Raw genomic sequence first — 13,880 nt, 5'->3', positions numbered from 1 at the left:
CGACCCTGGCGTAATCCGGCGCCAGGGTCGCTGACGTTCGAGGAGAGTATCCGTGCCCATCGAGACCACTGCGTCGGTGGTCGCCCAGGTTCCCGACGGAGCCGAGCTGCTGGCCGTTCCCTTTGACTCCACCCTCAGCCCCGAGGTCGAGCTGCACCTGCCGGTGTCCGACCTGCTGGCCCACTACGAGGCCAAGGGGGAGGCGGGGGAGATCGTCGAGGTTCCCGTGGCCAGGGGCGGCGGTGTCGGCCGCGTCCTGCTCTACGGAGTGGGCGACGGCTCGCCGCGTGCCCTGCGCAAGGCCGGCGCCGCGCTCGCCCGCAGAGCCAAGGGCAGGGACACGCTGACCGTGGTCGCGCCCGACGGCGACGTGGCGGCGTTCGCCGAGGCGGCGCTGCTCGCGGCGTACTCGTTCAAGATCGGCAACGGGGGCAAGAAACCGGTGCGGGCGCTGGCCTTCGCGGGCGCGGACGCGGCGCAGGTGCGGCGCGCGCAGGTCGTGGCGCAGGCGGTGGCGCTCGCCCGCGACCTGGCCAACACGCCTTCCTCCGTCAAGAACCCCGCGTGGCTGGCCGAGCGGGCCGCCGAGGTCGGGGTGCCCGCGCGGATCTGGGACGAGGAGCAGCTGCAGGCCGACGGGTTCGGCGGCATCCTCGCGGTCGGCAGGGGCTCGGCCAGCCCGCCCCGCCTCATCCAGCTCTCCTACACCCCCGCCGAGCCCACCGACCGGCACGTGGTGCTGGTGGGCAAGGGGATCACGTTCGACTCGGGCGGGCTGTCGCTCAAGCCCAACGAGAACATGAAGACCCAGAAGACCGACATGGCGGGCGGCGCGGTGGTGATCGCCGTGCTCGGCGCGCTGGCCGAGCTGGGCGCTCCCGTACGGGTCACCGGGCTGATCGCCTCCGCCGAGAACATGCCCTCGGGCACGGCGCAGCGGCCCAGCGACGTGATCAAGCATTACGGCGGGCGCACGGTCGAGGTGCTCAACACCGACGCCGAGGGCCGGCTGGTGCTGGCCGACGCCCTCGCCTACGCCGACGCCGTCCTCGACCCCGACGAGGTCGTGGACATCGCCACCCTCACCGGGGCGATCACGGTGGCGCTCGGCCGCAACGTCGGCGCCGTCTACGCCTCCGACGACGTGCTGGCCAAGCGGCTCCTGGACGCCGGGCAGGTGAGCGACGACCGGCTGTGGCGGATGCCGCTGATCGAGGACTACACGCCCGCGCTGGAGTCGTCGATCGCCGACCTGGCCAACGTCGAGGCCGGGTCCAGGTTCGGGGCCGGGTCGATCACGGCGGCGCTGTTCCTGCGGGAGTTCGCGGGGCGGCGGCCGTGGGCGCACCTCGACATCGCCGGCGTCGGGCGCAGCACGGTGGACGAGGGGACCCTGACCAAGGGCGCCACGGGATTCGGCGTCCGCCTCCTGCTGGAGTGGCTCACCCGCGCCTAGCCGATTCACTCGCGGCCGGGCGGCCCACCGGGGCCGGCCGGCTCGCGCGGGCGGCGCTCCGCCGGAGTGGCTCGCCTGCGGCCAGCCGACCCGCCGGCGGCTAGTCGGCGATCTTGATGGCGGCCAGCAGGCCGTCGCCCAGCGGCATGAGCACCGAGCGCAGACGGTCGTCCGACTGCACCAGCTTGCCCACCTCGCGCAGCGCCACCGTGTCGGTGTCGCGTTGCGCGGGGTCGGCCACCCGGTTGTGCCACAGCATGTTGCCGAAGGCCACGATGCCGCCCACGCGCAGCAGCCGGACCGCCTCGGCGAGGTAGTCGGCGTACTCCTGCCTCGCGCCGTCGGCGAACACCATGTCGTAGCCGCCGTCCGACAGCCGCGGCAGCACGTCGAGCGCCCGGCCCGAGATGAGGCGCACCCGCCCGCCGGAGAAGCCCGCCTCCGCGAACGCCTGTCTGGCCAGCCGCTGGTGCTCGGGCTCGACGTCCACGCTCGTGAGCGTCCCGTCCGTACGCATGCCGCGCAGCAGCCACAGCCCCGAGACGCCGCAGCCCGTGCCGATCTCGACGACGGACTTGGCGTTGACGGCGGTGGCGAGGAAGCACAGTGCCGCCCCGCCGCCGGGAAGGATGGGTGTGGCCCCCATCTCCAGCCCGCGCTGTCGCGCCGTGTGCAGGAGCTCATCTTCCTGATGGAACTGCTCCGCATAGGCCAGAGTGGCCTCCACCGGGTTGGTCATCGGCCGCCTCCCCCGCTTTCGTGCGATTGGTCCACGTGATTGGCACCGATCGCAGCCTAGGGGAGACACGCCAGGACGGGAACTCAGGAGGGACCTAAGGCGTTGCAGGTTTAAACGGGCTTTGCCGGTCCGGAAGGCAGGCAGTGCGCACGAAGGGACGAAACCAGGCACTATGGCGGTAGCGGTGGTCCCAAAGAGAGGAGTTCTGGTGGACGAAAGCGACCACCAGGCGGATGCTCCCGTGTCGTCTGATTGGACACCTCCCACATGGGAGGAAGTGGTGCGGACTCACTCCGCACGCGTGTATCGGCTGGCATACCGGCTGACCGGCAATGTCCACGACGCGGAAGACCTCACCCAGGAGGTCTTCGTCCGCGTCTTCAGGTCGCTGTCGAGCTACACCCCTGGCACGTTCGAGGGGTGGCTGCACCGGATCACGACGAACCTGTTCCTCGACATGGCGCGGCGCAAGCAGCGCATCAGGTTCGAGGGGCTGGCCGACGACGCCGCCGAGCGGCTGCGCGGCCGTGAGCCGTCCCCGGCGCAGGCGTTCGACGACGCCCACCTGGAGCCCGACATCCAGGCCGCCCTCGACGCGCTCGCTCCCGAGTTCCGGGCCGCGATCGTGCTGTGTGACATCGAGGGCCTTTCTTACGAGGAGATCGCGGCCACGCTCGGCGTCAAGCTGGGTACGGTCCGAAGCCGTATTCACCGTGGCCGGGCGCAGTTGCGGGAGGCACTCGATCATCGAGCCCCCCGTAATTCTCAACTCCCCCCGACCGTGATCCGTGGGGAGGAATTCTGATGGCTCATCTTGGAGAACGCGTGTCCGCGCTCGTGGACGGCGAGCTCAACCACACCGAGCGCGAGCGCGCGCTGGCTCATCTGACCTTCTGTGCCGACTGTCGGCAAGAGGTCGAGTCGGTACGGGCGCTGAAGTCGCGCCTGCGCTCCCTGGAGGGGCCGGCGATGCCGGCCGATCTGACGATGTCCCTGCTCCGGATGGCGGAGCCGGGCGGCCCGCTGCCGCCGAGGGAGCGCCCTTTTCCGTCCCGCACCTTCGGCGGGGTGCCCATCCCTGGGCCGCACACCATCGCTCCGCTGGACAACCGCCCGCGGAGGGACGCCACTGGTGGGGCCTCGGGCCCTGGTCGCGGCGGTAGGCGGCGTTCGGCCTACGTGGCCGTAGGGGTGGTCTCCGCGGCCGTCGCGCTCGGCACCTTCTTCGCGGCCACCGGCGTCGGACAGAACAACCCGGCGCCGCCGGTGGAGCTGTTCCAGCAGCCGCGCACCTCGCCGGCGGGCGCGCCTTCGACAGCCACTCCTTGACCTGGGGTTGACCTCCGGTGATGCCTGGGAGACTTGGACTTGGCGTACTTGGCAGCGCGCTGGGCATACGATCTGGGTTCGGGATTTGTCACAAGCGATTCCTGACAAATGCTTTATGACCCTCGTATGCCGCAAGAGCGAGGATTGCGGTGGCCGAGCCAAGGAGTGGTGAGACTTAGATGACCGACGAGACGCGCCCCACCGAAGGACGCACGCCGTCGGACTACCCCGAACCACAGGGGCGGCCGGACTTCCTGCCCGCGGACGACTCGCCTGACCAGGCCGGCCGGTTGCCAGAGCCGCCCGCCTCGTTCGGCACCTCCTGGGGCGACCCGTCGGGTCGCCCCTCTTCGGGTGTCCCCCCGTACGGTGGCCCGTCCTCCGGCGCTCCCACGTTCACCAGCCCCTCGTTCGGCTCCCCGAGCTCCTACGAGAGCCCCTCTTACAGTCACGAGGGCAGCGGCCCGTCGTTCAGCGCCTCCTACGACAGCGGCTCCTCGTTCGGAAGCCCTTCCTGCGAGAGCACCGGCCCCTCCTACGGGAGCGGCCCTTCGTATGGGAGCGCTCCGTCCTACGGCAGCGGTCCGTCCTATGGGAGCGGTCCGACGTATGGCGGCGGGCCGGACAACGGGACGCGTGCCTACGAGAGCCCGCTGTTCGGCGGCCCGTCCCCGTCCGGTCCCACCGGCGGCAACACGCCGCCGCCACCGCCCCGTCAGGCGCTTCCCATGGGCGCGGGCTGGGCGCCGCCGCCTCCCGGCTCGGAGGCGGGCTCCTCGGGGGGCAGGCGCGGGCCGAGCACGGTCCTGCTCGTCTCGACCGCCGTGGCCATCGCCCTGGTGGCCTCGCTGCTCGGCAGCGTCGGCACCTATCTGCTCACCAAGCCGAGTGACGGCAACGACCCCGGCTACAGCCTCGGCCCCCTGCCGACCGGCGGCGCCGCCAACCGGGAGCCCGGATCGGTGGCGGGTGTGGCCGCGCGGGTGCTGCCCAGCGTGGTCTCGATCGAGGCCGGCACCACCACCGAGGGCGCGACCGGGTCCGGCTTCCTGATCAAGAACGGCTACGTGGTGACCAACAACCACGTCGTCGCGCTGGCCGCCAAGGGCGGCGAGATCCGGATCATGTTCAACAACCGCAAGACCACTCCGGGCAAGATCGTGGGCCGCGACCCCGGCTCGGACCTGGCCGTGATCAAGCCCGAGGACACGTTCGGGACGCCGGAGATCACCCTCGGCAACTCCGACCAGGTCGTGGTGGGCGACCCGGTCATCGCGATCGGCTCCCCGCTGGGCCTCACGGGCACGGTGACCACGGGCATCGTCAGCTCGCTCAACCGCCCGGTCATCGCGGGCGACGAGACGGGCTCCGGCACGGAGGAGCCCGCCTACATCAGCGCCATCCAGACGGACGCCGCCATCAACCCGGGCAACTCGGGCGGCCCGCTGGTGAACGGCAAGGGCGAGGTCGTCGGCGTGAACTCGGCCATCGCCACCCTCGGCCGCTCGGTGAACAGCCAGAGCGGCAGCATCGGCCTGGGCTTCGCGATCCCCGTCAACCAGACACGGCGCGTGGCCGAAGAGCTGATCACCACCGGCAAGGCCAAGCGGCCCAGGATCGGCGTCGTCCTGGACAAGGACTACAAGGGCCAGGGCGTGAAGATCGCGTCGTCCCCCAGCGGCGGCCGCCAGCCGGTGGACGTCAACGGGCCGGCGGATAAGGCCGGACTGAAGGCGGGCGACGTCATCCTGGAGATCGACGGGCTGACCCTGCAGGACGGGAACGAGCTGATCGCCCTGATCCGCAGCAAGGCGCCGGGCGCCAAGATCACCATCAAGTACCAGCGCGCCGGCCAAGAACGCACCGCCACCCTCACCGTGGTCGCCGACGACGAGCCCACCCCGACGCCGTCCTGATCCGCCCGGCCGTCCTTGGCGGCGGCAGCTCGGGTGGTTTGGTGTCCGTCCTTCGGCTTTTGCGGCTACGCACGGTGAACATCATCCGCGCCGTCTGTGGTGTCCGTCCTTCGAGTTTTTACGGCTGCGCACGGCAGGCACCACCCGCCGACCCGGGTGACCGGCCCTCCAGGGAGACGCTTACCGGCTTCCCGGCCGCGCCGCCGTAACGGACGGTGCGACCGGCTGGGTGGCAGACGCGTTGACCAGGGCCGAAGGGGTGCATGTGAGGAATGTCGGTGATATGACCGAGGGGGGACGACCGACCTACCCCCGGGAGCCCTTAGTCTGTGGATAGGCCGGGGTTGTCCTCGGAGTGATTGGACTGCGGTAGGAGCTCACGGTGTTCGGACTCGGGTGGATGGAGATCGGAGCGCTGATCGTCATCGCGCTGCTCGTCTTCGGTCCCGACAAGCTGCCTCAGGCCGCATCTCAGGCAGGCAAGACGCTGCGCAACCTGCGCCGGATGGCGAACAACGCGCGTGACGACCTGCGTTCCGGGCTGGGCCCGGAGTTCGCCAATTTCGACCCCGCCGACCTCAACCCGAGGAACTTCGTCCGCAAGCACTTGCTCGACGACCTCGAGGACGACTGGAACGACAACAAGCCTCGGGAGCTGGAGCCCGCCACGACGGCTCCGTACTCGCCCGAGCCGGTGGACGAGCTCGGCTACGGGGAGATTCCCCCTTACGACTCAGAGGCGACCTGACGGGCCGGGGAAGGCTCGTCGCCGTCCATATGGTGTGCCGCGTCCCGGACGGCGCACGGGGGCTCAAACAACCCGTCGCCCGTCCCCTGGGGCCAGCGTCGCCCACAAGCGCTCATATGGCCCTCTGAGGGTCCTCCACGCCCGTTCGGGCGCGCCTGGTCAACGCTGTTGACCACCCGGCCGGTGACGCCTGGCCGTTGCGGCGGCGCGCCGGGGAAGCCGGTGAGCGTTCCCCTGGAAGGCCGGTCACCCGGGTCGGCGGGTGGCGCCCACCGTGCGCAGCCGTAAAGGACCCGAAGGACGGGCACCGAAAACGGCGGGAGAGCGGCTCACTGCGCGTGGCCGTAAAGGACCACGGGGGGACTGAGAACGGCGCCCGCCCAGAGGACGGACGCCGGAAATCAGGCAGGCACCAAGAATCAGCGGTTCGGGGAGAGGCCGAGTTGGAGGCCCTTGAGGCTGGTGGAGCGCTTGCTGAGGGTGGAGGCGATGTTGCGGAGTTCGGCCGCCGCCGGTGCGTCGGGCTCCGTCAGGACCAGCGGCTTGCCTTCGTCGCCGCCCTCGCGGAGCCGGAGGTCGATCGGGACCTGGCCCAGGAGCGGGACGCGGGCGCCCAGCGTGCGGGTGAGCGCGTCGGCGACCGTCTGGCCGCCGCCCTCCCCGAACACGGCGATGCGCTCGTCGCAGTGGGGGCACGGCAGCCACGCCATGTTCTCGATGACGCCGGCGATCTGCTGGTGCGTCTGCGCGGCGATCGACCCCGCCCGCTCGGCCACCTCGGCGGCGGCCATCTGCGGCGTCGTCACGACCAGGATCTCCGCCGTCGGCAGCCGCTGCGCCACAGAGATCGCGATGTCGCCCGTGCCCGGGGGCAGGTCGAGGAGGAGTACGTCGAGGTCGCCCCAGTAGACGTCGGCCAGGAACTGGTGGAGCGCCCGGTCGAGCATGGGCCCGCGCCAGACCACCGGCGTGTTGCCCTCCGGCTTGAACATCCCGACCGAGATGACCTTGATGTCGTGGGCCACCGGCGGCATGATCATGTCTTCGACCTTGGTGGGCCGCTCGGCGGCGCCCAGCATGCGCGGGATGCTGTGGCCGTAGATGTCGGCGTCGACGATGCCGACCTTCATGCCGCTGGAGGCCATCGCGGCGGCCAGGTTGACCGTCACGGACGACTTGCCGACCCCGCCCTTGCCGCTGGCCACCGCGAACACGCGGGTCAGCGAGCCCGGCTGGTTGAACGGGATCTCCTTCTCCGGCCCGCGGTCGCCCCGCAGCTTGGTCTGCAGCTGCTTGCGCTGCTCGGTGCTCATGACATCGAGCTCGATCTGGACGCCCGCCACGCCGTCGAGCTTGGCGACGGCGTTGGTGACGTCGCGGCGGATGGTGTCCTTCAGCGGACAGCCAGCCACGGTGAGGAAGATGCCCACGCGCACCACGCCGTCGGGAGCGATATCGATGCTCTTGACCATGTCGAGGTCCGTGATCGGGCGACGGATCTCGGGGTCGATGACGTTGGCGAGAGCCGCCGTCACCTGTTCCTGGGTAGGTGCCATCGAAGTCTCGGCACGAGGGAGTGCCGTCCCTCCTTTGTCGGTATATGTGTGACAGGCGCAGGACGCCAGTGAGGATGCCCCTCCATGGTATGAACCGACGGCCTCACTGAGTTAATCCGTGCTGTTAGATGTCTGTGCAACAACGTCCTAAGGTTACTCCGTGACTCTTCTGCGCGACGAGGGCCTGACCGCCGAGGAGCTGGCGGTCTGGCGGATGATGCAGCGCGCCCAGGTGCGCATCACCCGGCATCTGGAGGCGGAGCTGCTCGTCGCCCACGACCTGCCGCTGGCCTCGTACGAGGTGCTCGTGCAACTGGCCGAGGCGCCGGAGCGGCGGCTGCGCATGAACGATCTCGCGGGCCGTGTCCTGCTCTCCCGCAGCGGCCTGACCAGGCTCATCGACCGGCTGCAGCGGGACGGGCTGGTGTCGCGGGAGGCCTGCGCGGACGACGCCCGCGGGCTGTTCGCCGTGCTGACGGACGCCGGCGCCGAGCGGCTGGCCGAGGCCACCCCGACCTACCTGCGCGGCGTCCGGACCCAGTTCCTCGACCTGCTGGGCGCGGAAGAGATCACCCGCGTCCGGGCGATGGTCGCCAAGCTGGACCTCAGCGACTCTCCTTGAGCTCCTCCGCGAGGCGTCCGAGCTCGGCGCGCAGGTAGTCGCGCGTGGCCAGCTCGTTCAGCGCCAGGCGCAGCCCCGCGATCTCGCGGGTCAGATACTCGATCTCGGCCTGGTTGCGGTCGGCGGTCTCGCGGTCCTGCTCGTACTGGATGCGGTCCCGGTCTCCCTGGCGGTTCTGGGCCAGCAGGATCAGCGGCGCGGCGTAGCTGGCCTGCAACGACAGCATCAGCGTCAGGAAGATGAACGGATACGGGTCGAACTTGATGTTCGGCGGCGCGAACGCGTTCCAGATGACCCAGATCGCGACGACCACGGTCATGTAGACGATGAAGCGCGCCGTGCCGAGGAAGCGGGCGATCTGCTCCGACAGGCGGCCGAACGCCTCCGGGTCGTAGTGCGGCCGCAGCGAGCGGCGCAGGGCCCGGGGCTCGTCAAGCCGTTCGGTCGTCATGATCGTCGGTCCCCTCACGCCAGTCCTCGGGCAGGATGTGGTCGAGCACGTCGTCCACCGTCACCGCGCCGACGAGCCGGCCCAGCTCGTCCACGACCGGGGCGGCGACGAGGTTGTAGTTCGCCAGGTAGCGGGTGACCGCGCGCAGCGTGAAATCCGGCCTGATCGGGTCGATCGACGGGTCGATCACGCCGCCGAGCAGCGTCGACGGCGGCTCGCGCAGCAGCCGCTGGAAGTGCGAGACGCCCAGGTACGTGCCCGTCGGCGTCTCGGTGGGCGGCCGGGCCACGTAGACCTGCGCCGCCACGGCGGGCGTGAGGTCCTGCTGCCTGATGTGGGCCAGCGCCTCGGCCACCGTGGCGGTGGGGGGCAGGATGACCGGTTCGTTGGTCATCACGCCGCCCGCGCTGGTCTCCGGGTAGGTCAGCAGGCGCCGCACGGGGGCGGCCTCCCCGGGCTCCATCAGGGCCAGCAGCTTGGCCGCCTGGTCCTCCGGGAGGTCGTGCAGCAGGTCGGCCGCGTCGTCGGGGCCCATCTCCTCCAGCACGTCGGCCGCCCGCTCGGGCTCCAGCGTGCCGAGGATGGAGATCTGGTCGTCGGGCGGAAGCTCTTCGAGCACGTCGGCGAGCCGGACGTCGTTCAGGGCGCGGGCGATCTCGATGCGCCGCTTGCTCGGCAACTCGTGCAGCGCGCTGGCCATGTCGGCGGCCCGCAGCGACTCGAACGCGGAGATCAGCCCGGCCGCCCCCTGGTCCTTCTGCAGCCGGTCGAACCCGGAGACCTCTTCCCACTCGACGATCCGCGGGTCGCGCCGCCTGCCCTTGTAGAGGGCCACCTGGGTGATCTCCCAGTGGGACGGCTTGATCTCCTCCATGGCCACGTCGTAGACGGTCATGGGCTCGCCCTCGTGCGTGACGCCCAGGTCCAGCATCTCGCCGATCACCAGCGTCTCGGTGGCGCGCTGCTCGAACCTGCGCATGTTGAGCCGCCCGGTGAAGACCACGGCCCCCGTCTCGATGCGGCGTACCCGGGTGATGGGCAGGAACACCCTGCGGCGCGGCTGCACCTCCACCACCAGGCCGTGCACGTTGGGCCGGAGGCCGATGCGCAGGCCGACCACCACGTCCCTGACCCGGCCGATCTGGTCGCCCGCGGGGTCGAAGACCGGGGTGCCCGGCAGGCGGGCCACGAAGATCTTCACGTGGCCAGGCTAACAGTGCTGCCCCATTGCGCCCCGGACGCCTCTCATGTCAGTATCAAACGTGCTTAACGGTGATTACTGCCCAGGTGGTGGGCGATGAGGTACGCGGGGCTCGGCCTCGCCTTCGTGTCCTCCTGGTGTTTCGCGTTCTCGGGTCCGATGGCCAAGTACCTGATCACCGCTGGGCTGGCGCCGATCGAGGCCGTCTGGACGCGGATGGCGGGCGCGGGGCTGCTGCTGCTGGCCGTGCTGGCCGTGGTGAAGCCCCAGGCGCTGCGGATCCCCAGGTCCAGGCTGCCGTTCTTCGGGCTGTACGCGGTGATGGCGGTGGCCGGGGTGCAGTCGCTGTATTTCGTGGCGATCACGCGGCTGCCGGTGGGGATCGCGCTGCTGCTGGAGTTCATGGCGCCGGTGATGGTGGTGGCCTGGGTGCGGTTCGTACGGAAAGTACGGCTCGCGCGGGCGGCCTACATCGGGGCGGTCGTCGCGGTCCTGGGCCTCGGGATCGTGGTCGAGGCGTGGCAGGGGATGCGGCTGGACGCGCTGGGCCTGGTGCTCGGCCTGCTGGCCGGGGCGTGCTGCGCCGGATATTTCCTGATGAACGATAGCTTCGGCGACGACATTGACCCGCTCGGCCTCATCGCCTGGGGGATGGCGGGGGCGGCCGTGGTGCTGATCCCGTTCGCCCGGCCGTGGGACATCCCGTGGGCGGCCTTCACGGCCACCGTCGCGCCGGAGGGCGGCCGGACGCTGCCGGTGCTGGGCGCGTACCTGTGGATGGTGCTGGTCGCGACCGTGATCGCGTACATCCTGGGTGTGAACGCCGTGCGGCGGCTGTCGGCCGCGGTGGGGGCCACGGTCGCCTCGCTCGAGGTCATCGGCGGCGCGGTGGTGGCCTGGGCCCTGGTCGGCGAGACGCTGGGCGTCTTCCAGATCGTGGGCGGCCTGCTCGTGCTGTCCGGCGCGCTGCTCGCCCAGACCGCCACGGCGAGCCCCTCGCCGTCACCGGCGGCGGAGGTCGAGGCGGAGCCCGTAGCCGTCAGAGGCTGACCCTCGAGGCGCTCGACGCGGAGCCGGTCGCCCGTCAGAGGCTGACCCTCGAGGCCCGTCGCCGTCAGAGGCTGACCATCGAGGCGCGGCCAGGAGCCGGCCTCGTCAGCGGCGGTCGGGGGTGAGGCGCAGGACCGTGGAGTCGCGGGCCCAGCGCTCGGTGAGGTGCTCGCTGTCGAGGGCGTTGAGCCGCTCCTTGGCCAGCGCGGCCACGGCGTCGGCCGCCGCGGCCTGGTCGACGACCGCGACCGCGGCCTCGAACTCCACCAGCCTGGCGCCGTTGTCCTTGCTGCGCAGCGTGACGTGGACCCGGTCGAGCGCGTCGAGGCCGGGCAGCGCCTGCTCCTCGCCGCCCGTCACGAGGTAGATCGCGCCGTCGTGCCAGGTGTGCCAGGCCAGGCGGGGGCGGTCGAGGGTGAGCCAGAGGATGCCGGACTTCTTGGCGCCCTCCTCGATGGCCGCGGTGTCGTCGCTCACAGCTTCGACTGTAGTCCGTTCAGCGCGAGGACCCGAGCCGCTCCGAGGCGAACGAGCCGATCTCCCAGGTTTCCCGCGAGATCGAGGCCCGCATGGGAGCGACCCGGCCGGGCCAGTAGCGTGTGCGCATGCGCTCACGCCGTTCCGTGCTCGCCGTGCCAGGCAGCAACCCCAGGTTCCTGGAGAAGGCCCAGACCCTGCCCGTCGACGAGGTCTTCCTCGATCTCGAGGACGCCGTCGCGCCGCTGGCCAAGGAGGAGGCGCGCAAGAACATCGTGACCGCGCTCCGCGAGGGCGACTGGTCCGGCAAGACGCGCGTGGTCAGGGTCAACGACCTCACGACGCACTGGACGTACCGGGACGTGATCGAGGTCGTCGAGGGGGCGGGGGAGTTCCTCGACTGCCTGATCCTGCCCAAGGTGCAGGACCCGACCGAGGTCGTCTGGCTCGACACGCTGCTCACCCAGATCGAGAAGACCATGGGGTACGAGGTGGGCCGCATCGGCATCGAGGCGCAGATCGAGAACGCCCGCGGCCTGGTGAACGCCGACGCCATCGCCGGCTCGTCCAAGCGCCTGGAGGCGCTCGTCTTCGGGCCGGCGGACTTCATGGCGTCGATCAACATGCGTACGCTCGTCGTCGGTGAGCAGCCGCCCGGTTACGTCGAGGGCGACGCCTACCACTACATCCTCATGCGGCTGCTCATGGCGGCCAGGATGCACGACCTGCAGGTCATCGACGGGCCCTACCTGCAGATCAAGGACGTCGAGGGCTTCAAACGGGCCGCCAGGAGGTCGGCGGCGCTCGGGTTCGACGGGAAGTGGGTGCTGCATCCCGCCCAGGTGGACGCGGCCAACGAGGTCTTCTCGCCGTCGCAGGACGACTATGACCACGCCGAGCTCATCCTGGAGGCGTACGAGTACTACACCTCGGTCGAGAAGCGCGGCGCGGCCATGCTGGGCGACGAGATGATCGACGAGGCCTCGCGCAAGATGGCGCTCGTCGTGGCGGCCAAGGGGCGGGCCGCCGGGTTGAGGCGTACGAAGAGCTTCACACCTTGATGCCGATGGCGGTGAAGAACCAGAACGACGACGTCAGCCAGAGCCCGATCAGCGCGGTGAACGCCAGCCCGCCGAGCACCGGCAGCGTCCAGCCGGGCGCGTCGTGCTTGGGCAGGGCCAGCATCTTCGCCGTGAACACGCCGTAGAAGAAGCAGCCGAGCAGCGAGTGCGCGAGCACTCGCGGTACGTCGTACTGCAGGCCCAGGGCGTAGAGGCAGTGGAAGGCGACGGGGATCGTGAGCAGGAACGCGATCCGCCCCGACCAGCGGTGCACGCCGGGCGGGATCGTGACCCCGAGCCTGCCCCACATCGACAGGGCCGAGACGACCTGCACGATCGCGAGCACGAACGCCCCCGTCGTCAGCCACGCCTTCATCGGCAGCGCGCCGGAGAACCCGGCCACGCCCACGGCGAACCCGGTGGGCGTGTGCACGCGCCCGTAGACGCCGAGCGCGAGCGCCGCCAGGCCGCCGGCCAGCAGCGGAACGAGGAGCGGGGTCAGGCCGCGGGACTGCTGGGGTAGGGCGGTCATTGCATCTCCTCGATGAAGCCGTCCACGTCCTCAGGCTGGATCGTGGTGTCGCCGACGGTCACGGGCGCTGTGGGCTGGTCGTCCCGCAGCTGGGGGATCGGCACCTGCGTGTCGCCCTCGAACGCGGCGCCGACCTGGGTGTAGCCACCTCCCGGGTTCTTCAGCACGATCCAGCCGGCCCGGAGCTTGGCGCCCCTGACGAGCGCGGTGGCGCGGTAGAGGCCCGACGGCTTGACCACCGTGGGCGCGACGAAGGTCCACTTCTTTCCGCCGACCGCGACCGAGCCCCTGGCCCGGCCGCCGCCCAGCTCGGCGGTGACCTTGGCGCTGCCGAGGCTGGTCAGTTGCAGCTCGCCGTCGGACTCGCTGCCCTTGAACCAGGCCTCGGCCTTGCCGTCGCAGAAGTAGGCGACGGCCTTGCCGTCTCTGATCGAGATCGCGATGAGGCCGCCGTTGCCCTTGACGTAGCCTCCGTAGTCCGCCTTCGCGATCTTCTTCGGTTCTGTTCGCTGAGGCGAGGGCGTGGCGTCCGCCTCGGCCTCCGATGAGCGTGACGGGGCCGCGGTGCTCTCGCCCGCCGACGGTGCCTCCGCGGCGGTGTTGGCGGCCTCGTCGTTGGCCGCCGGTGTCGCGGTGACGCTGGCGACACCCAGCCCCACGGCGAGCACTGCTCCCGCCGCGAGGGTGATGACAGGTCCCAGCCTTGACATGGACTGCTCCCAGGGTCGAAATGCCGTACGTC

15 protein-coding genes are annotated in these 13,880 nt (G+C 70.7%); 8 read left to right on the top strand and 7 right to left on the bottom strand.

Annotation, left to right across the window (positions count from 1 at the left end; translation table 11 throughout):
- Positions 1-52: 52 nt before the first annotated feature.
- Entirely contained in the window at positions 53-1,456 is a 1,404-nt protein-coding gene (locus AB0L65_RS08500; RefSeq protein ID WP_364242014.1) for a leucyl aminopeptidase, read from the top strand.
- A 100-nt stretch (positions 1,457-1,556) separates the two neighbouring features.
- Here the strand turns inward: AB0L65_RS08500 and AB0L65_RS08495 are convergent, their stop codons facing one another.
- Positions 1,557-2,195 carry an O-methyltransferase gene (locus AB0L65_RS08495; protein ID WP_350725493.1) on the bottom strand — a complete coding sequence of 213 codons (639 nt, stop codon included), beginning with the start codon at positions 2,193-2,195 and terminating at the stop codon, positions 1,557-1,559.
- Positions 2,196-2,367: 172 nt separating this feature from the next.
- On the opposite strand from AB0L65_RS08495, the gene sigE reads away from it, so the two are divergent.
- The 4 genes from sigE to AB0L65_RS08475 all read left to right on the top strand — a co-directional run bounded on the left by sigE (position 2,368) and on the right by AB0L65_RS08475 (position 6,188).
- Positions 2,368-3,000, top strand: a complete 633-nt coding sequence (gene sigE, locus AB0L65_RS08490; RefSeq protein WP_350725491.1) for an RNA polymerase sigma factor SigE — start codon at positions 2,368-2,370, stop codon at positions 2,998-3,000.
- Positions 3,000-3,524 (top strand): anti-sigma factor, encoded by a 525-nt coding sequence (locus tag AB0L65_RS08485; protein WP_357733431.1) that lies wholly within the window; start codon positions 3,000-3,002, stop codon positions 3,522-3,524. Before sigE ends, AB0L65_RS08485 begins: the two co-directional genes overlap by 1 nt.
- A gap of 179 nt (positions 3,525-3,703) precedes the next feature.
- Positions 3,704-5,440 (top strand): trypsin-like peptidase domain-containing protein, encoded by a 1,737-nt coding sequence (locus tag AB0L65_RS08480; protein WP_364242010.1) that lies wholly within the window; start codon positions 3,704-3,706, stop codon positions 5,438-5,440.
- A 382-nt stretch (positions 5,441-5,822) separates the two neighbouring features.
- The gene (locus tag AB0L65_RS08475) at positions 5,823-6,188 is read left to right on the top strand and encodes a sec-independent translocase (protein ID WP_364242007.1); all 366 of its coding nucleotides are present in this window, start codon (positions 5,823-5,825) and stop codon (positions 6,186-6,188) included.
- Between the two features lie 419 nt (positions 6,189-6,607).
- Here the strand turns inward: AB0L65_RS08475 and AB0L65_RS08470 are convergent, their stop codons facing one another.
- Complete coding sequence (locus AB0L65_RS08470; protein WP_364242004.1) at positions 6,608-7,744, bottom strand: Mrp/NBP35 family ATP-binding protein; 1,137 nt, start codon at positions 7,742-7,744, stop codon at positions 6,608-6,610.
- Positions 7,745-7,904: 160 nt separating this feature from the next.
- Here AB0L65_RS08470 and AB0L65_RS08465 point away from each other — a divergent pair, with 160 nt between their 5' ends.
- A complete protein-coding gene (locus tag AB0L65_RS08465) occupies positions 7,905-8,366 on the top strand; it encodes a MarR family transcriptional regulator (protein ID WP_363970956.1) in 462 nt (153 codons plus the stop codon).
- Here the strand turns inward: AB0L65_RS08465 and AB0L65_RS08460 are convergent.
- Positions 8,350-8,817, bottom strand: coding sequence for a DUF1003 domain-containing protein (locus AB0L65_RS08460; protein ID WP_364242002.1), 468 nt, complete (start codon positions 8,815-8,817; stop codon positions 8,350-8,352). The genes AB0L65_RS08465 and AB0L65_RS08460 overlap by 17 nt on opposite strands.
- Entirely contained in the window at positions 8,798-10,018 is a 1,221-nt protein-coding gene (locus tag AB0L65_RS08455) for a CBS domain-containing protein (protein ID WP_364241999.1), read from the bottom strand. Before AB0L65_RS08455 ends, AB0L65_RS08460 begins: the two co-directional genes overlap by 20 nt.
- Before the next feature lie 96 nt (positions 10,019-10,114).
- Here AB0L65_RS08455 and AB0L65_RS08450 point away from each other — a divergent pair, with 96 nt between their 5' ends.
- Positions 10,115-11,068 carry an EamA family transporter gene (locus AB0L65_RS08450; protein WP_364241996.1) on the top strand — a complete coding sequence of 318 codons (954 nt, stop codon included), beginning with the start codon at positions 10,115-10,117 and terminating at the stop codon, positions 11,066-11,068.
- A gap of 105 nt (positions 11,069-11,173) precedes the next feature.
- On the opposite strand, the gene AB0L65_RS08445 is transcribed toward AB0L65_RS08450, so the two are convergent.
- Complete coding sequence (locus AB0L65_RS08445) at positions 11,174-11,545, bottom strand: hypothetical protein (protein WP_364241994.1); 372 nt, start codon at positions 11,543-11,545, stop codon at positions 11,174-11,176.
- Positions 11,546-11,673: 128 nt separating this feature from the next.
- Here AB0L65_RS08445 and AB0L65_RS08440 point away from each other — a divergent pair, with 128 nt between their 5' ends.
- A complete protein-coding gene (locus AB0L65_RS08440; RefSeq protein ID WP_350725473.1) occupies positions 11,674-12,606 on the top strand; it encodes a CoA ester lyase in 933 nt (310 codons plus the stop codon).
- Here AB0L65_RS08440 and AB0L65_RS08435 read toward each other — a convergent pair.
- Together AB0L65_RS08435 and AB0L65_RS08430 are read right to left on the bottom strand one after the other, a co-directional pair.
- On the bottom strand, positions 12,596-13,138 hold the full coding sequence (locus tag AB0L65_RS08435) for a DUF6529 family protein (protein ID WP_364241991.1): 543 nt from the start codon (positions 13,136-13,138) through the stop codon (positions 12,596-12,598). The two genes, AB0L65_RS08440 and AB0L65_RS08435, sit on opposite strands and share 11 nt — an antisense overlap.
- Positions 13,135-13,848 carry a hypothetical protein gene (locus tag AB0L65_RS08430; RefSeq protein WP_364241989.1) on the bottom strand — a complete coding sequence of 238 codons (714 nt, stop codon included), beginning with the start codon at positions 13,846-13,848 and terminating at the stop codon, positions 13,135-13,137. Before AB0L65_RS08430 ends, AB0L65_RS08435 begins: the two co-directional genes overlap by 4 nt.
- Positions 13,849-13,880: the final 32 nt, after the last annotated feature.

The sequence above is a fragment of the Nonomuraea sp. NPDC052116 genome, assembly GCF_040680035.1.
In the GTDB taxonomy this organism is placed as follows: Bacteria; Actinomycetota; Actinomycetes; order Streptosporangiales; family Streptosporangiaceae; genus Nonomuraea; species Nonomuraea angiospora_A.
This window is presented reverse-complemented; position numbering and strand designations above follow the sequence as displayed.